Raw genomic sequence first — 19,453 nt, 5'->3', positions numbered from 1 at the left:
GTCAGGCGCCTTCCTCTTGCTGAACAATCGCCAGAAGGGCCTTCGAAGCATTGCCCAGCTGCCGGCCGGTGAGGCCGATTCCGCCCAGGACCCGGGAAACCGGGCGGCCTACCTCCAGCACGCGGAGGCTGTCATCGACCATCCGCGAGGGCAGAACACTCCAGCCAAGGCCGACACTGGTCATCATTTTCAGCGTTTCCAGGTAATTGGTTGGCATCTGCGGGTTCAGGTGAAGGTTGGCCTCCAGGAACAAGCGGCTGACAACCCGGTATGTTGCTGTTGTCGTGTCCGGCAGCAGCGCAGGATGATCTGCGAGGTCTGAAAGCGCCGGTTGACTCAGTGAAGCGAGCGGATGCTCGGCTCCTGCCACAAACACCATCGGGTCTGGCCACTGCGCGAATACCGTGAAGCTGGGCGCCATGCTGTCGCTCAGGGTGACAAATGCCAGCTCCGCATTTCTTTTGCGCATCTGTTCATAAGCCGCATCGGATTCCATGAATTGCAGGTTAATGGACACCTGAGGGTATTCCCGCTTGAACCGCCGCAGCCAGTTAGGCAGGTGGTGAAGACCGATGTGATGGCTGGCAATGATCTGAAGCTCGCCTTCTACCTGTCCCGAATCCGGTGAAAGGGCAACCCGGGCGTTGTGGATTTCGTCCAGGATCCGGCGGGCATGGGGGAGTAGACGGCTGCCGGCGTCTGTCAGGCGGATCTGGCGGTGGCTGCGGTCGAGCAGGGTGGTACCGAGCTGGTTTTCCAGGGACGCGAGGCGTTTGGAGATCGCCGGCTGTGTCAGGTGCAGGGTTTCGGCTGCCTCTGAGAATGAGCCCTGATCTACGATTGTCAGGAAAGCCTTCAGTGCGTTTGAGTCCATGCCTCTTATCCAGATTTTCGGCTATTGGTGGAAGGCATATGGAGGGGGAGAGTCTCCCAAAACACGCCCGTGAATACGTCCCTGTAGGGCTCGGTCGCGCCATCCCTGGCGCTCCACGGTTTTGGGAGACTCTCCCCTCCATATGCCCCATACATATCGGGTGCCCGCTCAAAGGTTTGGGTAGCGGGTTGGGCCAGCACTTTCAAAACCGTAGAGGGCCAGGGATGGCCCGAAACGAGCCCACAGGGATGTGCTTGTAGGCGTGTTTTGAAAGTGCTGGCCCAACCCGGGACCTTCACCCAAATTCTATAGAATAACCAATTGGAATGCGATGGATGAAAAACATGAATTGAGGTTATCTATGAGTAAACGGTAACATAGAGCAATCGAACGTGATAACCAGAAACCCCCCAGAGAGTGAGAGAGAACCATGGCGGGCAAGACCTTATACGACAAATTGTGGGACGATCATCTCGTCAAGCAGCGGGACGACGGCTCCGCGCTGATTTATATCGATCGTCAGTTACTGCACGAAGTTACCTCGCCTCAAGCCTTTGAAGGGCTGCGTCTGGCCGGGCGGAAGCCGTGGCGGATTGATGCCAATATTGCGACTCCGGACCACAACGTGCCCACCACCGACCGTGCCCGGGGCGTGGAAGGCATTGTGGATCCCGTATCCCGGATACAGGTGGAAACCCTCGACAAGAACTGCGATGAGTTCGGAATCCTTGAGTTCAAGATCAAGGATCAGCGCCAGGGTATCGTTCATGTTATCGGGCCAGAGCAGGGTGCGACCTTGCCGGGTATGAGCATTGTCTGTGGCGACTCCCACACCTCTACCCACGGCGCCTTTGGCTGTCTGGCCCATGGTATCGGCACCAGTGAAGTTGAGCATGTGCTGGCTACCCAGTGCCTGGTTCAGCAGAAAATGAAGAACATGCTGGTGAAGGTGAATGGCAAGCTGGGTCCGGGCGTGACCGGCAAGGATGTGGTTCTGGCCATCATCAGCAAGATCGGTACCGCTGGTGGTACCGGCCATGCCATTGAGTTTGGCGGCGAGGCTATCCGTGGTTTGAGCATGGAAGGCCGTATGACCATCTGCAACATGTCGATTGAGGCGGGTGCCCGGGTTGGCATGGTGGCTGTTGACGACACCACCATTGACTACGTGCGTGGCCGTCCGTTTGCGCCGAAGGGCGAGCAATGGGACGCGGCGGTTGACTACTGGCGCACCCTGCACAGCGACGATGACGCGGTGTTCGACAAGGTCGTTGAGCTGGAAGGCTCGGAAATCCAGCCCCAGGTGAGCTGGGGTACCTCTCCGGAAATGGTTGTGGGCGTTGAAGGCAGCGTGCCGGATCCCGAGAAAGAAGAAGACCCGATCAAGCGCGAAGGCATCGTGCGCGCCCTTAAATACATGGGTTTGAAACCGAATATGCCGATCACGGATATCCAGCTTGACCGGGTGTTTATCGGCTCCTGCACCAACAGCCGGATCGAGGATCTGCGCGAGGCCGCGGCCGTGGTGAAAGGGCGGAAAGTGTCGCCGACGCTGAAGCAGGCCATGGTGGTACCGGGTTCCGGGCTGGTGAAAGTTCAGGCGGAGCAGGAAGGTCTGGACAGGATTTTCATTGAAGCCGGGCTGGAATGGCGTGATCCGGGCTGCTCCATGTGTCTGGCCATGAACGCTGACAAGCTGGGCCAGGGCGAGCACTGTGCCTCCACCTCAAACCGGAACTTCGAAGGTCGTCAGGGCTTTGGCGGACGAACTCACCTGGTGAGCCCGGCCATGGCGGCAGCCGCTGCGGTGACTGGCCATTTTGTTGATGTCCGTGAGTTGATGAACTGATCCACAGGAGAGAACCATGCGCGCATTTACGCAACATCAGGGCGTTGTCGCCCCCATGGACCGTTCCAATGTGGATACGGACATGATTATTCCAAAGCAGTTTCTGAAGTCCATCAAGCGCACCGGCTTCGGGCCGAATCTGTTTGATGAACTGCGGTACCTGGATGAAGGCAAGCCGGATCAGGATTGCGCCAAACGCCCGATCAATCCCGATTTTGTTCTGAATCAGGACAGATACAAGAATGCCAGTGTGCTCTTGGCACGCCGCAATTTTGGCTGCGGTTCCAGCCGCGAACACGCGCCCTGGGCGCTGGAAGATTTCGGTTTCCGGGTGATTATTGCCCCGAGTTTTGCCGATATCTTTTATAACAACTGCTTTAAAAATGGGTTGTTACCTATTGTTCTTCCGGAAGAAGTGGTAGGCCAGCTGTTCCAGGAAGTGGAGCAGAGCGAAGGCTATCAGCTGTCTGTGGATCTTGAGGCCAGGACGGTGACCACGCCTTCTGGTGAGACATTCAGTTTCGAGGTGGATGACTTCCGCCGTCATTGCCTGCTTAACGGCCTGGACGATATCGGTGTCACGCTGGAAGATGCGGATGCCATCAAATCGTATGAAGACAGCCGTCGTAAAACCGCGCCCTGGCTGTTTGGCGCCGGTAGCTAAATCCAAAAAAAGAATCTCGGAAGGAAAAACTATGTCCAGAACAGTCTTAATGCTCCCCGGCGATGGCATTGGCCCGGAAATTGTTGCCGAAGCGGAAAAGGTACTCCACAAGATCAACGAACAGTTCAGTCTTGGCCTGAGCTTCGAGTCCGGCCTGGTCGGCGGCGCGGCAATCGATGCAACGGATAGCCCGCTTCCGGATGAAACCCTGGAAAAAGCCACTAAAGCCGATGCCATCCTGCTGGGTGCCGTTGGCGGCCCGCAATGGGACAGTCTCCCGATGGCCAGGCGCCCCGAGAAGGGATTGCTGGGGTTGCGATCCAATCTTGAGCTGTTTGCCAACCTGCGCCCGGCCATCCTGTATCCGCAGCTGGCCTCCGCGTCGTCGCTGAAGCCTGAAGTGGTATCCGGCCTGGACATCCTGATTGTCCGGGAACTGACCGGCGGCATCTATTTTGGCCAGCCGCGCGGCGTTCGCGAACTGGAAAGCGGAGAGCGTCAGGGCTACAACACCTACGCCTATACAGAATCGGAAATTCGTCGTATAGGTCGGGTCGCGTTTGAAGCGGCTCAGCAGCGGGGCAGGAAGCTGTGTTCCGTTGACAAGGCGAATGTGCTGGAAGTGACTGTTCTGTGGCGGGAAATCATGAACGATCTGCGCCGGGAATACCCGGATGTGGAGCTGTCCCACATGTACGTGGATAACGCCGCCATGCAGTTGGTGCGGGCACCCAAGCAGTTCGATGTGATTGTGACTGGCAACATGTTTGGTGATATTCTTTCGGACGAAGCGGCTATGCTCACCGGCTCCATTGGCATGTTGCCGTCGGCGTCGCTGAACTCCGAAAAGCAGGGTATGTATGAGCCCTGTCACGGTTCGGCGCCGGATATTGCCGGCAAGGGTATTGCCAATCCGCTGGCCACTATCCTCAGTGCTGCAATGATGTTGCGGTACAGTCTCAACGAGGAAAAAGCCGCTGAAGCGATTGAAGCTGCGGTCAGCAAGGTTCTGGATCAGGGGCTGCGAACGGCAGATATCATGTCTGAAGGCGCAACCAGGGTCTCCACCCGGGAGATGGGCGAGGCAGTGCTCACTGCGTTATAATCAGCGCTTCTGAAGTCAGTGTATTCGAGACCCGACGGTAACGGGATGCAGTTGCCGCGGGATCATCCATCCTGTCCCTGCCAGCGATAAAGGCAGTGGGCGGGCATAAAACGAGGTTCAAAGATCGCACATGAAGCGAGTTGGACTTGTAGGTTGGCGTGGCATGGTGGGCTCGGTCCTCATGCAGCGCATGCGTGAAGAAAACGATTTCGCCGATATCGAACCGGTCTTTTTCACCACGTCCCAGGCTGGCAAGCCAGCACCGGATGTAGGCAAGGAGGGCGTTCCTGCACTCCAGGACGCGTTCGACGTTGAGATTCTGAAAACCCTGGATGTGATCGTGACCTGTCAGGGTGGCGATTACACCGGTGCGGTTTACCAGAAGCTCCGCGACGCGGGCTGGGAAGGCTACTGGATTGATGCTGCATCCACGCTCCGGATGGTTGACCACTCGGTTATTGTTCTGGATCCGGTCAACCGCAATGTTATTGATGCTGCGCTGGACAAGGGCGTCAAGGATTACATTGGCGGTAACTGCACCGTAAGCCTGATGATGCTGGCCCTGGGCGGCCTGCTTGAGCAGGACCTGATCGAGTGGGTATCGCCCATGACCTATCAGGCGGCTTCTGGCTCCGGCGCGCAGAACATGCGTGAATTGCTGAACCAGATGGGTGAGCTCAACAACAGTGTGAAAGCCGAGCTGGACGATCCGTCTTCCGCAATCCTCGAGATTGACCGGAAGGTGACCGAAACCATGCGGTCCGATGGGTTCCCCACCGAGCACTTCCAGGTACCGCTGGCCGGTAGCCTGATTCCGTTTATCGACAAGCAGCTCGATAACGGTATGAGCAAGGAAGAGTGGAAAGCCGGTGTAGAGACCAACAAGATTCTGGGTCGTTCGGACAACCCGATTCCAATTGATGGTATCTGCGTGCGGATTGGCGCCATGCGCTCCCACAGTCAGGCACTGACCATCAAGCTGAAGAAGGACCTGCCGGTTTCAGAAATTGAGTCGATCCTGGCGAAGGCCAATGACTGGGTAAAGGTTATCCCCAATGATCGTGATGCGACTATTGAGGAACTGACTCCGGCGAAGGTTACCGGTACCCTGAGTGTGCCGATTGGCCGCATCCGCAAGCTGGCCATGGGGCCGGAGTATATTTCCGCGTTCACCGTGGGTGATCAGTTGCTCTGGGGTGCTGCCGAACCGCTGCGTCGTATGCTCCGGATCCTTCAGGAGCGTTAAGAATTGTTACGCAGAGGCAATAAATGCCAACTGTGTCCGGTTTCAGTAAACCGGTAAGGGGGCGGAGGCTGATTTCAGCCTCCGCCCCTGTTATTTTCAGGAGCGCTAGGCAGTTCCGCGCGATTGATAAAAAAATGGTGCAAGGATTGCGGCTGATTGATTGATAAAAGAGGTTTTATCAACAATACTTGCCGGGCTGAATATTAAAAAGAACACATAATAACGAGAATTATCCAGACGGAAGTCATCCAACCTCGTCCGATTCTGTTTGAAAAAAGCAGTAACGAATAACGGAGACTGGAAAGGAAAAAGCATGAAGGTACGCAAGCTTGCGGTTGCCCTGGCTCTGGCGGGAGGGCTTGGGTCCGGCGTCGCACAGGCCCTTGGGCTGGGTGAAATTGAACTTCAGTCCTATCTGAATGAGCCACTGGATGCGGAGATTGTTCTGCCCCAGAGCCGTGGCGTTGATCCAGGGGATGTATTCGTCAACATTGCTTCGGAACAGGCATACGAACGGGTGGGGCTGGATCGCAACCAGTTTCTCAGCAAGCTCAGGTTCCAGGTGGTTACCCGTAACGATGGCAGTCTCGCTGTTAACGTTTCCTCGCGCGAGCCCCTGAGGGAACCGTACCTCAATTTCCTGCTGGAAATGACCTGGCCGAGCGGTCGATTGATGCGTGAATACGCCGTTCTCGTTGATCCGCCTGTATACGCAGAGGACTCGGGGATACAGGAGCAGGTTAATGTACCTGCGGCGGCTTCCACGGAAACGGCCCGCCAGCCAGCAGCAACCCGCAGCCAGGAGTCTTTGCGCCGTCAGTCGCAGGCCGAGCGGTCACTGGGCGCGGGATATCAGGCGGATACCTTCGGGCCAACCGGGCCATCCGATACCTTGTGGACTATTGCTTCCCGCGTACGCCCCAATGACAACGTTTCCATGCAGCAGGTCATGCTTGCAATACAGGACCTGAATCCGGATGCATTCATCAACAATAACATCAATCGCCTGAAGCGCGGCGAAGTGCTCCGTGTACCCTCCATTGACCAGATACAGAGCCGGACGCGTGCTCAGGCAATCCGCATCGTCAGCCAGCAGAATCAGGAATTTCAGTCGCCCCGGCGTACCGTTGATGCAACTGCGAGCCAGCGGCAGCAGCCTGTGGCCCAGGAGCCGGCGGCGGGTGGTGATGAGCTGAAGCTGGTTGTCTCCGGGGAATCCGGTCGCGATACGTCCGAAGGCGGCTCGGCCGGCGGGGATGGCCAGCTGCCTGGTGGCGTTGACGCCGGCACTGCTGTTGCGATGGAAGAGCTGGAAAGCGCACGACGTGAAAATACAGAGCTGAACAGTCGGGTAGAAGATCTTCAGGATCAGGTTCAGACACTCCAGCGTCTGCTTGAACTGAAAAATACCCAGCTTGCCGAGATTCAACAGGCAACCGGGGCTGACTCTCCAGAGCAGGCTGCCCCTGGTGAGAGCGAGGCTGCCGGTACTGCGGCGGCTGAGGACGTGACACCTCAGGAAGAAACCGCCGTTGCGGATGAGAAGGCCACCGGAGAGGTTGAGCCCGCCGTGTCCGGTGAGCAGGTCGAACCCGGATCGGAAACCGCTGAACTGGCGGGGGCTGAAGATGCACCGGAAGGCGCGGCCGCCGATGCTGCCTCGCCATCTGATGAACAGGTCATGGCGGAGGCTGGTGCCGGTACCGACGCGACTTCTGAAGACATGAGCGAAGACGTTACCGGGCCAGCCCCTGCGGCCTCTCAGCCTTCGCAGGCTGCAGAGCCCGAACCAAAGCCGGCACCTCAGGCTCCTGCTGCAGAGAAGGGCTTTCCGGCTAATGTTATTGATGCGATCACCAACAACCCGATGTACCAGATTGCCCTTGGGGGTGGCCTGATCATTCTTCTGTTGCTGCTCCTGCTCCTTGCCCGTCGCAATGCGAACCGGGAAAAGGCGTTTTACGAACAGCTGAACAGCGAAACGGAGGAAGGTACAGATTCCTTTGATCTGAATCTGGATGAGGGCGATCAGGAATCAGTCGCCAGTGACGCCCTCGAAGAAGCAGACACGTACATAGCCTATGGTCGTCACGATCAGGCAGCACAAACGCTGGAAACAGCAATCTCCCGCGAACCAAGCCGCACTGATCTGCGTCTGAAGCTGTTGGGTGTATATGCCGATACCCAGGATCGTGAATCCTTTGAAAGGCAGTTTGGTGAAATCCAGGCACTGGATGACGAGGAAGCCCTGACGACAGCGAACGAGTTGCGGGCGAGACTGGAAGAAGCGGAGTCCATGCCTAGCATCGATGACCTTGAATCACAGCTTCGCTCAGACTCCTTCGCGGCCTCTTACGATTCCGAAAAGGGGGCGGGTGACGACTCGGTTCCTGGTGAAGACTCGGTTCCTGGTGAAGACAAACCTGCATCTGAAGAGCTCTTGGCGGATCGGTTCGATTCGGAGCAGGAAGAGCCGGCCGAGAACGAATTTGGTGACTTCGATTCCGATCTTTCAGACTTTGATCTGAATGAGTTTGAAGAACCGGAAGCTTCTGGATCGGAAGACCAGAAAGAAGAAAGCAAGGATGACCTGATCGAATACGACCTCTCGGGCATTGAACTCGAGTCCGGAGAAGAAAAAACTCCTGAGCCTGGGGAGTCCGGTGAGTGGGATATGTCCTCAGAGTTCGGGATGGATCTTGATGAATCTGCCGACCCTGAAACAAAGCCCGATGAGGTCGAAGAAGATCTGGGTCTGGAGCTCGACGAGAGTGATCTGGGGGAAGAGACGCCAGCGGGTGAGTCGGGTGAGGCTGCCGATGAGGTCAGTCTGTCTGAAGAAGACTCTGAAGCTGATATCGATTCTCTGGACGAGTCCTTTCTTGATGAACTTGATGCCGAGCTCGACAAGGTAGCCGGTGAAGAAGAGGACGAGCTGGGCGGTAGCGAGATGGAAGAATCCTCTCTGGATGATCTTGAGCTGGATGTGTCAGATGAAGACCTGGCGCTGATGGAAGAGTTCTCCGATTCCGCGGATTCGGCGAATCACGATGAGGAAGAGCCCGCTTCACTGGATGAGGAACTGGGCCTTGAAGACACCCTCGCAGAAGGCGATGTTCTGGGCGATGCCGAGGAAGCCGGTCCTGAAGAGACCGTTGAGGGGGCCGAGGAGCTTGAGCAGCAGGGCGCTGCAGATGGCCTTGATGACCAGGACCTCCCGGCTGACGTCGATGAGGCTTCAGATGAAGATCTGGACTTGCCCGTTGCATCCGATGAGGTGGCCGGGGAGTTTTCCCGTTCGTCTGTTGCTGATATTGACGAGAACGATCTTGGGGATGACGACGACTTCGATTTCCTCGCCGGTACCGATGAGGCTGCCACCAAGCTTGATCTTGCGCGGGCCTACATCGAGATGGGTGACGCTGATGGCGCCAGGGACATCCTCGAAGAAGTCGCCCTGGAAGGCAGCGAAGATCAGAAAGCGGAGGCACAAGATCTCCTTAAAAATCTGTCCTGATCCGTTATAATCGGGTCTGACAGGCAGCAAGCGCCGGCTGCCGGGTTGACTCCCGGCATCAAGCCGGCGCTTTGTTTTTACAGAAACATACTTTCCGGATTCGCACTTGTTTCTTGAAACCCAGCAACTCACCACGGATAACGCCATCGGTGCAGGGCGCGTCGCGCTTGCGTTTGAGTACGATGGCCGCAGTTTCCACGGTTGGCAGCTCCAGAAATCCGGCGTCCGGTCGGTCGAAGCCGAACTTACCAAAGCGGTCGCAAAGGTCGCCGATCACCCCGTGGATCTGGTTTGTGCAGGGCGCACAGACGCCGGTGTTCACGCGAGTTACCAGGTTGCCCATTTCGATACCCCTTCGGTGCGGAACCTCCGATCCTGGGTGATGGGCATCAATACCGCATTGCCTGATGATATTTCCGTGCACTGGGCCGGGAATGGCGAGGGCGATTTCCATGCCCGTTTTTCAGCCACGTACCGCCGCTACCGCTACATCATCTGCAACCACCCGGTGCGGCCCGGTATCCAGCGGGGGCAGGTGAGCTGGACATTCCGCCCTCTCGATGCCGAGCGAATGCATGAGGCAGCACAGGCGCTGACAGGTGAGCACGATTTCTCGTCCTTCCGCGCAGCCGGCTGCCAGTCCCGAACGCCGATCCGTTTCCTGGAAAGGATCTCGGTAACCCGGAAACGTAACTTTGTCGTAATTGATGTGCAGGCCAACGCATTTTTGCATCACATGGTGCGGAATATTGCCGGGGCGTTGATGGCGGTGGGTTCAGGGAAGCAGCCAGTAGAGTGGATTCATGAGATACTGGCTGCCAGAGACCGGACAGTGGCCGGTGTTACCGCGCCTCCCCATGGTCTGTATCTGGTTGATGTGGGTTATCCCGGTGAGTTCGGTTTGCCTGCTGCCGAGTGTGGCCCCGGCTTTGTGAGGCCGTGGTACAGTCGGGCGGAAAACCGCCCCCTGACGCCCACACATATCCATCTCAAGCAACGGGTTCTGAGCCAATGAGCGCACGCGTAAAAATATGCGGCCTGACTCGCCCTGAGGACGTTGATGCGGCGGTTGAATGCGGCGCGGACGCTCTGGGGTTCGTCTTCTATGGGCCAAGCCCGCGGTCAGTCAATGCGGATCAGGCCGCGGCTCTGGTTCGCCGCATCCCTGCGTTTGTGTCCGTTGTCGGCCTGTTTGTGAATCCCTCTCGGCAGGAACTCGAGACAGTGCTCGACAAGGTCCCGCTGGATCTTCTGCAGTTTCATGGCGACGAAACTGCCGCTTTCTGCTCAGGCTTCGGGCGCCGCTGGATCAAGGCCGTCCGGGTTCGGGAATCCGGTCAGATCGAGCGTGCGTTTGAAGAGTTCCGGGACTCTGCCGGTTTGCTGGTAGATGCCTGGGATCCGGAAAAATACGGCGGTACCGGGAAGGGCTTCAACTGGGAGCTGATACCGGAGGACCGGCCACTGCCGCTCATATTGGCCGGCGGGTTGTCATCTGCTAACGTATTTGCCGCGGTAAACCAGGTGAAACCGTGGGCGGTGGATGTCAGCGGCGGTGTTGAACAAGGCAAAGGCATCAAGGATATCCAGAAAATTTCTCATTTTATCAAAGAGGTTCACCGTGTCTGTAAAACTGACTGAAGAAATGCTGAGCGCACTGCCGGACGCGCGGGGTCACTTCGGGGCCTTCGGTGGGCGGTTTGTTTCCGAGACTCTGATGGATTCCCTGATGACACTCGAGAAAGAATATAACCGCCTCAGGAAAGACCCGGAATTTCAGGCGCGGTTCGACAAGGAACTGGCGGATTACGTGGGCCGGCCCACGCCTCTTTACTTTGCCGAGCGCCTGACCCGGGAGACCGGCGGTGCGCAGATCTGGCTCAAGCGTGAAGATCTTTGCCACACCGGCGCCCACAAGGTGAACAACACGATTGGCCAGGCATTGCTCGCCAGTTTCCTGGGGAAGAAACGGATTATTGCAGAGACCGGTGCCGGCCAGCACGGTGTTGCGACGGCAACGGTCTGCGCCCGTCTGGGGCTTGAGTGTCATGTGTTTATGGGTGCCGAGGACGTTCAGCGCCAATCTCTGAACGTCTTCCGGATGAAGCTGCTGGGCGCTCAGGTCCATGCCGTGCAAAGTGGCTCTAAAACGCTGAAGGATGCCATGAACGATGCCATGCGGGACTGGGTGGCGCACGTTGATAACACCTTTTACATCATTGGCACTGTGGCGGGGCCACACCCGTATCCGATGCTGGTTCGGGATTTCCAGTCGGTAATCGGTCGTGAAACCCGTCGTCAGTGCCTTGAGAAGACCGGTAAATTGCCAGATGCACTGGTGGCCTGTGTCGGCGGCGGTTCAAATGCGATAGGTATGTTCTATCCGTTCCTCGCGGACGAATCCGTGGAGCTGTATGGGGTTGAAGCCGGTGGCCTGGGCATTGAAACCGGAAAACACGCGGCACCTCTCTGCGCCGGTCGGCCGGGCGTGCTGCACGGTAACCGGACCTACCTGATGGAAGATGAGAATGGCCAGATTGCCGACACTCATTCTGTCAGTGCCGGCCTGGACTACCCGGGTGTCGGGCCGGAGCACAGCTGGCTAAAGGACATTGGCCGGGCCCACTATGTATCGGTCACCGACGATGAAGCTATGGAAGGTTTCCGCAAATTGACCCGCGTTGAAGGCATCATGCCCGCCCTGGAAACTGCGCACGCGGTGGCTTACGCCATCAAACTGGCGGCAACCATGGACAAAGACCAGGCCGTGGTCATCAATGTCTCCGGCCGCGGCGACAAGGACATAAACACCGTTGCCAAGCTTGAAGGCATCGAGATCTGAAGAATCAACAGGAGCAGGCATGAGCCGAATCGAAGGGGTTCTCAATACCCTTAAAGGACAAGGTCGCAAGGCACTTATCCCCTACATTACCGCCGGAGACCCGCATCCCGATGTGACGGTAGACCTGATGCATACCCTGGTGGCGGCCGGCGCTGACATCATTGAACTGGGGGTGCCATTCTCGGATCCGATGGCGGACGGTCCCGTCATTCAGCTGGCCTGCGAGCGGGCGCTGGTCCATGGAACCTCCCTCCGGCAGGTTATCGGCATGGTCAAGGAGTTCCGCAAGACCAACGACAGCACGCCGGTGGTTCTGATGGGGTATCTGAACCCCATGGAGGCGATGGGCTATGAAAAATTCGCGGATGCGGCCAAAGACGCGGGTGTGGATGGCATCCTGACGGTCGATCTGCCGCCGGAAGAGGCCGACGAGGTGGCTCCTCTGTTTACCGAGCGCAATCTGGATGCCATCTTTTTGCTGGCACCGACCACGACTGATGACCGGATCCGTGCAATCAGTGAGCACTCTTCCGGTTATGTGTACTATGTTTCAATCAAGGGTGTGACAGGCTCTGCCACCATCAACGTGGAAGAGGTTGCCGCCAAAGTGAACCACATTCACGAACTGACAGCGCTTCCCGTGGGCGTCGGCTTCGGTATCCGGGATGCGGAAACGGCTGCTGCAGTCGGCCGGGTATCCGATGGTGTAATTGTTGGCAGTGTCCTGGTCGATACAATAGCCAGAAATCAGGCAGATACCGGCCAGCTCAAACGAGCATTGACGGATCTGCTCCACCCGATGCGTGAAGCGCTGGACAGCCTGGCCTCCTGATTGATCAGGGGTGAGGGCAAACAGGCATCAAAGGACAGGATGAAACCATGAGTAACTGGCTGGACAAGATCATGCCGAGCAAGATTCGCTCGGAATCCAAGCAGAGAACCGGTGTGCCGGAGGGGCTGTGGAAGAAATGCCCCAAATGCGGCGCCTTTCTCTACAAGCCGGAGCTTGAGAAAAATCTCGATGTTTGCCCGAAATGCAACCACCATCTCAGGGTTAATGCCCGTCGGCGCCTGGATGTATTCCTTGACGAGGATGGCCGGGAAGAGATTTCGGCTGAGCTTGAGCCATGGGATCGCCTGAAGTTCAAGGATACCAAGCGCTACAAAGACCGTCTGTCCCAAGCCCAGAAGGCGACAGGAGAGAAGGACGCCCTGATTGCAATGAGGGGGACGACTCTGGGTGTTCCACTCGTTGCCTGCTCCTTCGAGTTCAACTTCCTCGGCGGTTCCATGGGTCAGGTGGTCGGCGAGAAATTCGTTCAGGCCGCCAACGTCGCTCTGGAGCACCGCATTCCCCTCGTCTGTTTCTCGGCCAGTGGCGGTGCGCGAATGCAGGAAGCGATTCTGTCATTGATGCAGATGTCCAAAACCGCTGCTGTTCTGGAGCGTATGAAACAGGAAGGAATTCCCTATATTTCGGTCATGACGGACCCGGTCTTCGGCGGCGTTTCGGCCAGTCTGGCAATGCTGGGCGACCTGAATATCGCCGAGCCAAATGCGCTGATCGGTTTTGCCGGGCCTCGGGTCATCGAGCAGACGGTTCGTGAAAAGCTTCCTGAAGGGTTCCAGCGCAGTGAGTTCCTGCTGGAGCACGGGGCGATTGATATGATCCTTCACCGCCACCAGATGCGGGAGCGGATTGCCCACGTTCTGGCCAAGTTCACTGGTCAGGAACGTCCGGGCACGGAAGAGCCTATCGAGTTTGATGTGTCAGAAAAGCCCGAAATCGATGCCCCCACCGAGTAGCCGCTCTGTCCGGCCCCCGGTTTCTCCGGGGGCTGGTGACACAGTTGACCAGTGGCTTGCCTACCTCGAAGCGATACACCCAACCGAGATTGACCTGGGGCTTGACCGGGTCCTGATAGTGTTTCGTCGGCTCTTCCGTCGCAAACCGGAAGCACGCATCATCACTGTCGCCGGTACCAACGGCAAGGGTAGTGCGGTTGCAGCGGTTGAGGCTCTGTTGCGGGCTGCGGGGCGCCGCACCGGAGCCTACACTTCGCCTCATCTCCAGAGCTACAACGAGCGTGTTCGCCTGGACGGTACCGATATCTCGGATGCAGAACTGGTAAAGGCGTTTGAGGTGGTTGAGGCAGCCCGGGGAAAGGTCTCTTTGACCTATTTCGAATTTGGTACACTGGCGGCGTTCGTGGCCTTCGCCAATGCGGGCGTCAATCACTGGATTCTGGAGGTTGGTCTGGGCGGGCGGCTGGATGCAGTGAATGTTCTGGATGCCGATTTCGCCATACTGACATCGGTGGACATCGATCACGTTGCCTTTCTTGGCGATAACCGGGAGGTTATCGGCTTTGAAAAGGCCGGCGTGCTGAGGCCGGGTATCCCCGCGGTCTATGCCGACAATGATCCGCCCCGTTCCGTGCTTCAGCAGGTTGCGGCGCAGAAGGTTGATCTGGCACTGCTGGAGCGTGATTATCACCTGTCACCGCGTGAAGGCGGCAGAGATTCGAATTCCGGTCCGGCTCTGGAATATGGGGGCCAGTTGATTCGCTTGCCGGCCGGGCCGTTGCCGCTGAAAAGTGTCGCTGCGGCAGTCGTGGCCATCCGTAATCTTGAGCCGGAGCTGGATAGTGCTGCGATCGAACAGACCCTTTCCATCCTGAGTGTCCCCGGTCGATTCGAATTGCTTGGAAAGCGTCCGGATATCTTGGTTGATGTGGGCCACAACCCTCATGCTGCGGGCTGGTTGTCTGGCCAGTTGGAGAGCCTGAAAACGCCGGGGAAAGAGGTTCACGCCGTTTATGCGGCGCTGGCCGACAAGGATGTTGAAGGCGTTGGCAGAGCCATGGCCGGAGTAGTGGATCACTGGTACCTGGCGGGGCTTGATGCTCCCAGGGGGCTTTCCGGGGCAGTCCTGAAAGACAGGCTGTGGGCCGCCGGGCTGACGGCTGTGAGCGCCTCCGAAACCGTCCTGCAGGCACTGAATACCGCATTGTCGAATGCATCAGCGGATGATCTGGTGGTTGTTTTCGGTTCGTTCCATACCGTCGCCCAGGCTCGGGAAATTCTGCTTCACTCTGCGTCACAAAAGCGAGCCCCGGGGCTGACCTGACTGCCTTAAACTTTGTCCATGGCAGCGGGTCTGCCTTTGAGTTCCGGCTGCCGGACGGTTAGTATCTGCGGGTAGGCGTCTCTCGCGGCGCAGTCACAACAGCGCAGTCACAACAGATGGGAGCCTGGTAACGTGGATGGATTGAAACAGAGAATAATCGGGGCGTTGGTACTCGTTTCCCTAGCGGTTATCTTTGTTCCCATGCTTTTTGACGAGCCGCACTCGGAACGTAGTTCCACAACCATCAAAATTCCGGAAGAACCCCCTTTCCCTGAAGTTGAGGCGCCTGAAACCGAAGTCGCACCGGCGCCTTCCTATGAGCTCAGCGAGAACGCACCTGATGTGCCTGAACCTGGGGCAGGGGAGAGCAAGGACTCGCCCGCGTACCGGATTCTGGAAGAAGGCTCCGATTCCGCGCCCGTTGCCTCCGCGCCCGTTCCCGAGGTCAGGGAGCCCGCTGAGCCGGAAACGGCCGAGTACGAGCGCTCCCTTGAGGGCGCCTGGGTGGTCCAGCTGGGAAGTTTTGGCAACGAAGACAATGCCCGCCGGTTGCGGGACAAGGTTCGGGAAAAGGGCTATGGCTCTCACCTCCAGGCCGTAGTCCGTGGAGATACCACGCTTACCCGGGTTTTCAGCGGTCCGTTTGCCACCAGGTCGGAAGCCGAAGCAGCAAAACGAGCCGTGGATGATGCGTTTGGCGTGAACAGCCTGGTCACGTCCGGCCAAAAATAGCCACGCTCAAGCGGTTTTATGTGGGTAAGGCGGTTTGGCGAACCGGGGTTTCCTGATAGAATTCGCGCTTCCTTTTCTCCACCGGGTTTTCCATGGAAGCGCTGATCTGGATTGACTGGGTCATTATCGCCCTGATTACAGTTTCCACGCTCATCAGTCTGAAGCGGGGTTTCGTAAAAGAAGCCCTGTCTCTGGTGACCTGGGTTGGCGCGTTCATCCTTGCCAGAACCTTCCATCCACAAATGCAAAGCCTGCTGGAAAGCACGGTAGAAACGCCCCTGGTCAGGCTCATTGCCGCCTTCGCCATACTCTTCTTTGGAACGCTCATTGTCGGAGCCATCATTAACAATATGATTGGTCACCTGATCAGGGTCACAGGGCTTTCAGCCACGGATCGGGTACTTGGCATGGGGTTCGGGCTCTTGCGAGGTGTTGTGGTCGTGATTGTCGCCATCGCCTTCACCCGATATACCCCACTGGCACAGGATACCTGGTGGCGAACGTCCATTATCATCGATCGTCTTGCGGTGGTTGAAGACTGGTCCCGGCGGACCCTGGGCGATGAATTTGCGCGTTTTCTGGGGCCTGCGCCCGAGGGTGCGCGAGAACCGGTACCCGGTACACTGCAGGAAGGCGTGGAACCCGCGTCTGCGTCCCGCTAACATTCAGTTTTAACACTCGGAGAACACCTTATCCATGTGTGGCATTGTCGGCATCGTCAGTACTTCCAACGTCAATCAGTCGCTCTATGATGCGCTGACTGTACTTCAGCACCGGGGCCAGGATGCGGCGGGCATTGTTACTTTTCAGGATGATCGTTTTTACCTTCGCAAGGATAACGGGCTGGTGCGGGACGTGTTTCACACCCGGCATATGCGCCGTCTGGTCGGTAACGTGGGTATCGGGCATGTGCGTTACCCGACAGCCGGCAGTTCCAGTTCCGCCGAAGCCCAGCCGTTCTATGTAAACAGCCCCTACGGCATTACCCTGGCCCATAACGGCAACCTGACCAATGCCGATGATCTCAGCAAGGACCTGTTCCGGACCGATCTTCGCCACATCAACACCAATTCGGATTCGGAAGTGCTGTTGAACGTGTTCGCCCATGAACTGCAGAAGCTGGGTAAGCTCGATCCCACCAAGGACGAAATTTTTTCAGCGGTAAGCGCCGTGCACAAACGCTGCCGGGGTGCCTATGCCGTGATTGCGATGATTACCGGTTACGGCATTGTCGGCTTCCGGGACCCGAACGGAATCCGGCCGGCCTGCTACGGCGAGCGAACCGCTGAGGATGGCCGGAAGGAATACATGATCGCCTCGGAAAGCGTGGCTCTGAGTGCCGCGGGTTATACCCTGGTTCGTGATATTGCGCCGGGCGAGGCCGTCTACATCGAAACCGACGGCACCCTCTACACCCGTCAGTGCGCCGAAGATCCGCATCTTTTCCCGTGTATTTTCGAGCATGTGTATTTCGCCCGCCCGGACTCCATCCTTGACAAGGTGTCGGTCTACAAGGCGCGCCTGCGGATGGGGGAGACCCTGGCCGAGAAAGTTCTGCGAGAGTGCCCGGACCATGATATCGATGTGGTGATACCGATTCCGGACACCAGCCGGACCTCCGCCATGCAGATGGCCCATCGCCTTGGGGTCAAATTCCGGGAAGGCTTTATCAAGAACCGCTACATCGGACGGACGTTCATCATGCCTGGCCAGAAAATGCGGAAGAAGTCCGTTCGCCAGAAGCTGAACCCGATCGATCTTGAGTTCCGGGGCAAGAATGTGATGCTGGTGGACGACTCGATCGTGCGCGGCACCACCTGTAAGGAGATTGTCCAGATGGCGCGGGATGCGGGTGCCCGCAAAGTCTATTTTGCGTCGGCAGCGCCCCCCGTTCGCTACCCGAACGTGTACGGGATCGACATGCCCTCTGCCAGCGAGCTGATTGCTCACGACTGCACCGTTGAAGAGATCCGGGAGCTGATTGGCGCGGACTGGCTGCTCTATCAGGACCTGGATGATCTGGTAACCTGCGTCAGTGACGTGAATGACGATATTGAGGGCTGGGAGTGCTCGGTCTTCACCGGTAAGTATGTGACCGGAGATGTCGATGCGGCCTACCTTAACCGGCTCGAAGAACTGCGCAACGACGACAAACGTTTCGAGAGTACCGGAGCCACATCCAGTGATAACGGTATTATTGATTTGTACAACGACGAAGACTGAAGCCGCCGTATCAGGCAGGAGACGTTGATGACCTTACGCCGCGAAGAAACTGTCTGGATTCCGGAATCGGATCTTGAGGGTATGTCCGTTGATACCCTGGCGGTGAGGGCGGGGCAGATCCGCACCGGCCAGCTTGAGCACAGCGACGCCATATTTCCCACGTCCAGCTTTGTCTACGGCAGCGCCGCCCAGGCGGCTGCCCGTTTTGGCGGAGATGAGCCGGGCAACATCTACTCCCGCTTCACCAATCCGACGGTTCAGGCCTTCGAAGCCCGGATTGCGGCCATGGAAGGTGGCGAGCGGGCGGTGGCAACCGCCTCCGGCATGGCCGCAATCCTGAGCACCTGCATGGCGCTGCTGCAAAGTGGCGATCATGTTGTCTGCTCGCGGGGCGTATTCGGAACCACCAATGTGCTGTTCCAGAAGTACATGGCAAGGTTTGGGGTGGAAACCTCGTTTGTCAGCCTGACGGACATGGAAGAATGGAGCGCATCGGTGCGCCCGGAAACCCGCATGCTGTTCATTGAGACTCCGTCCAATCCGTTGTGCGAAGTAGCGGATATGGCCGGGCTGGCTCAGCTGGCCCGCGACAGCGATGCACTGTTCGTGGTGGATAACTGTTTCTGCACTCCGGTCCTCCAGAGGCCATTGGAGCAGGGGGCGGATATCGTGATCCATTCCGCCACCAAATATCTGGACGGCCAGGGCCGGTGCGTCGGCGGCGTGGTGGTGGGCTCTGAAAAGATGATGGAAGAGGTCTACGGCTTCCTGCGGTCCGCGGGCCCGACTATGAGCCCTTTCAATGCCTGGGTTTTCCAGAAGGGCCTGGAAACCTTACCAATTCGTATGCGCGCCCATTGTGACAATGCGTTAGAGTTGGCCTTGTGGCTGGAACAGCAACCGGCGGTGGAATGTGTGTTCTATGCCGGGCTTGAGAGCCACCCCCAGCACGACCTGGCGAAAAAACAGCAGAAGGGTTTCGGGGGGGTGTTGTCGTTCCGGCTCAAAGGCGCCCGTGAAGAGGCGTGGGGATTCATTGACGCTACCCGGATGATTTCCATCACCGCGAACCTGGGTGATGTCAAAACCACCATTACCCACCCGGCTACCACGACTCACGGGCGATTGTCGCCGGAGGACAAGGAACGTGCCGGGATCACGGAAAACCTGATTCGTATTTCCGTTGGGATTGAAGCAGTTGAAGACCTGAAAACCGACCTTGCAAGGGGCTTTCAGGCGCTTCGGAACGCAAGCACCGACAACGTCTGAGC

The 19,453-nt window shown here is 57.7% G+C and carries 16 protein-coding genes; 15 read left to right on the top strand and 1 reads right to left on the bottom strand.

The genetic code is table 11. The features are described from left to right. Position 1: 1 nt before the first annotated feature. On the bottom strand, positions 2 to 874 hold the full coding sequence (locus NLK58_RS03195; protein ID WP_341582021.1) for a LysR family transcriptional regulator: 873 nt from the start codon (positions 872 to 874) through the stop codon (positions 2 to 4). A gap of 430 nt (positions 875 to 1,304) precedes the next feature. Between NLK58_RS03195 and leuC the strand changes: the two genes are divergently transcribed. From leuC to NLK58_RS03120, 15 genes are all read left to right on the top strand, one after another. Beyond that, positions 1,305 to 2,723, top strand: coding sequence for a 3-isopropylmalate dehydratase large subunit (gene leuC, locus NLK58_RS03190; RefSeq protein ID WP_341582020.1), 1,419 nt, complete (start codon positions 1,305 to 1,307; stop codon positions 2,721 to 2,723). 16 nt (positions 2,724 to 2,739) lie between these two features. Further along, positions 2,740 to 3,387 (top strand): 3-isopropylmalate dehydratase small subunit, encoded by a 648-nt coding sequence (leuD, locus tag NLK58_RS03185; protein ID WP_117617235.1) that lies wholly within the window; start codon positions 2,740 to 2,742, stop codon positions 3,385 to 3,387. 31 nt (positions 3,388 to 3,418) lie between these two features. Continuing rightward, on the top strand, positions 3,419 to 4,492 hold the full coding sequence (gene leuB / locus NLK58_RS03180; RefSeq protein ID WP_117617234.1) for a 3-isopropylmalate dehydrogenase: 1,074 nt from the start codon (positions 3,419 to 3,421) through the stop codon (positions 4,490 to 4,492). A gap of 130 nt (positions 4,493 to 4,622) precedes the next feature. Then, a complete protein-coding gene (gene asd / locus NLK58_RS03175; protein WP_117617233.1) occupies positions 4,623 to 5,738 on the top strand; it encodes an aspartate-semialdehyde dehydrogenase in 1,116 nt (371 codons plus the stop codon). Between the two features lie 313 nt (positions 5,739 to 6,051). Continuing rightward, the gene (locus tag NLK58_RS03170) at positions 6,052 to 9,255 is read left to right on the top strand and encodes a FimV/HubP family polar landmark protein (protein ID WP_341582019.1); all 3,204 of its coding nucleotides are present in this window, start codon (positions 6,052 to 6,054) and stop codon (positions 9,253 to 9,255) included. Positions 9,256 to 9,361: 106 nt separating this feature from the next. After that, positions 9,362 to 10,270, top strand: a complete 909-nt coding sequence (gene truA / locus NLK58_RS03165) for a tRNA pseudouridine(38-40) synthase TruA (protein ID WP_117617231.1) — start codon at positions 9,362 to 9,364, stop codon at positions 10,268 to 10,270. Further along, the gene (locus NLK58_RS03160; protein WP_117617230.1) at positions 10,267 to 10,896 is read left to right on the top strand and encodes a phosphoribosylanthranilate isomerase; all 630 of its coding nucleotides are present in this window, start codon (positions 10,267 to 10,269) and stop codon (positions 10,894 to 10,896) included. The genes truA and NLK58_RS03160 overlap by 4 nt, the downstream gene beginning before the upstream one ends. Further along, positions 10,889 to 12,097: a tryptophan synthase subunit beta gene (trpB, locus tag NLK58_RS03155; RefSeq protein ID WP_376788076.1), complete on the top strand. Its 1,209-nt coding sequence runs from the start codon at positions 10,889 to 10,891 to the stop codon at positions 12,095 to 12,097. The genes NLK58_RS03160 and trpB overlap by 8 nt, the downstream gene beginning before the upstream one ends. 19 nt (positions 12,098 to 12,116) lie before the next feature. Next, the gene (gene trpA / locus NLK58_RS03150; RefSeq protein ID WP_341582018.1) at positions 12,117 to 12,929 is read left to right on the top strand and encodes a tryptophan synthase subunit alpha; all 813 of its coding nucleotides are present in this window, start codon (positions 12,117 to 12,119) and stop codon (positions 12,927 to 12,929) included. Positions 12,930 to 12,976: 47 nt separating this feature from the next. Further along, the gene (accD, locus tag NLK58_RS03145) at positions 12,977 to 13,903 is read left to right on the top strand and encodes an acetyl-CoA carboxylase, carboxyltransferase subunit beta (protein WP_117617227.1); all 927 of its coding nucleotides are present in this window, start codon (positions 12,977 to 12,979) and stop codon (positions 13,901 to 13,903) included. After that, positions 13,887 to 15,227, top strand: coding sequence for a bifunctional tetrahydrofolate synthase/dihydrofolate synthase (gene folC, locus NLK58_RS03140; protein ID WP_341582017.1), 1,341 nt, complete (start codon positions 13,887 to 13,889; stop codon positions 15,225 to 15,227). Before accD ends, folC begins: the two co-directional genes overlap by 17 nt. A 132-nt stretch (positions 15,228 to 15,359) precedes the next feature. Continuing rightward, positions 15,360 to 15,959 (top strand): SPOR domain-containing protein, encoded by a 600-nt coding sequence (locus NLK58_RS03135; RefSeq protein WP_341582016.1) that lies wholly within the window; start codon positions 15,360 to 15,362, stop codon positions 15,957 to 15,959. A gap of 92 nt (positions 15,960 to 16,051) precedes the next feature. Beyond that, positions 16,052 to 16,621, top strand: a complete 570-nt coding sequence (locus NLK58_RS03130) for a CvpA family protein (RefSeq protein WP_341582015.1) — start codon at positions 16,052 to 16,054, stop codon at positions 16,619 to 16,621. A gap of 34 nt (positions 16,622 to 16,655) precedes the next feature. Beyond that, a complete protein-coding gene (gene purF, locus NLK58_RS03125) occupies positions 16,656 to 18,182 on the top strand; it encodes an amidophosphoribosyltransferase (RefSeq protein ID WP_117617223.1) in 1,527 nt (508 codons plus the stop codon). Between the two features lie 27 nt (positions 18,183 to 18,209). After that, positions 18,210 to 19,451 carry an O-succinylhomoserine sulfhydrylase gene (locus NLK58_RS03120; RefSeq protein ID WP_341582014.1) on the top strand — a complete coding sequence of 414 codons (1,242 nt, stop codon included), beginning with the start codon at positions 18,210 to 18,212 and terminating at the stop codon, positions 19,449 to 19,451. Positions 19,452 to 19,453 lie beyond the last annotated feature (2 nt).

The sequence above is a fragment of the Marinobacter metalliresistant genome, from assembly GCF_038098645.1.
In the GTDB taxonomy this organism is placed as follows: domain Bacteria; phylum Pseudomonadota; class Gammaproteobacteria; order Pseudomonadales; family Oleiphilaceae; genus Marinobacter; species Marinobacter metalliresistant.
This window is presented reverse-complemented; position numbering and strand designations above follow the sequence as displayed.

Excerpts from the sequence above, each read along its gene's own strand:
- trpA (WP_341582018.1), top strand. The coding sequence starts at position 12,117 with ATGAGCCGAATCGAAGGGGTTCTCAATACCCTTAAAGGACAAGGTCGC.
- folC (WP_341582017.1), top strand. The coding sequence starts at position 13,887 with ATGCCCCCACCGAGTAGCCGCTCTGTCCGGCCCCCGGTTTCTCCGGGG.
- NLK58_RS03195 (WP_341582021.1), bottom strand. The coding sequence starts at position 874 with ATGGACTCAAACGCACTGAAGGCTTTCCTGACAATCGTAGATCAGGGC.
- leuD (WP_117617235.1), top strand. The coding sequence starts at position 2,740 with ATGCGCGCATTTACGCAACATCAGGGCGTTGTCGCCCCCATGGACCGT.
- asd (WP_117617233.1), top strand. The coding sequence starts at position 4,623 with ATGAAGCGAGTTGGACTTGTAGGTTGGCGTGGCATGGTGGGCTCGGTC.
- purF (WP_117617223.1), top strand. The coding sequence starts at position 16,656 with ATGTGTGGCATTGTCGGCATCGTCAGTACTTCCAACGTCAATCAGTCG.
- NLK58_RS03160 (WP_117617230.1), top strand. The coding sequence starts at position 10,267 with ATGAGCGCACGCGTAAAAATATGCGGCCTGACTCGCCCTGAGGACGTT.
- accD (WP_117617227.1), top strand. The coding sequence starts at position 12,977 with ATGAGTAACTGGCTGGACAAGATCATGCCGAGCAAGATTCGCTCGGAA.
- NLK58_RS03130 (WP_341582015.1), top strand. The coding sequence starts at position 16,052 with ATGGAAGCGCTGATCTGGATTGACTGGGTCATTATCGCCCTGATTACA.
- NLK58_RS03120 (WP_341582014.1), top strand. The coding sequence starts at position 18,210 with ATGACCTTACGCCGCGAAGAAACTGTCTGGATTCCGGAATCGGATCTT.
- leuC (WP_341582020.1), top strand. The coding sequence starts at position 1,305 with ATGGCGGGCAAGACCTTATACGACAAATTGTGGGACGATCATCTCGTC.
- NLK58_RS03170 (WP_341582019.1), top strand. The coding sequence starts at position 6,052 with ATGAAGGTACGCAAGCTTGCGGTTGCCCTGGCTCTGGCGGGAGGGCTT.
- leuB (WP_117617234.1), top strand. The coding sequence starts at position 3,419 with ATGTCCAGAACAGTCTTAATGCTCCCCGGCGATGGCATTGGCCCGGAA.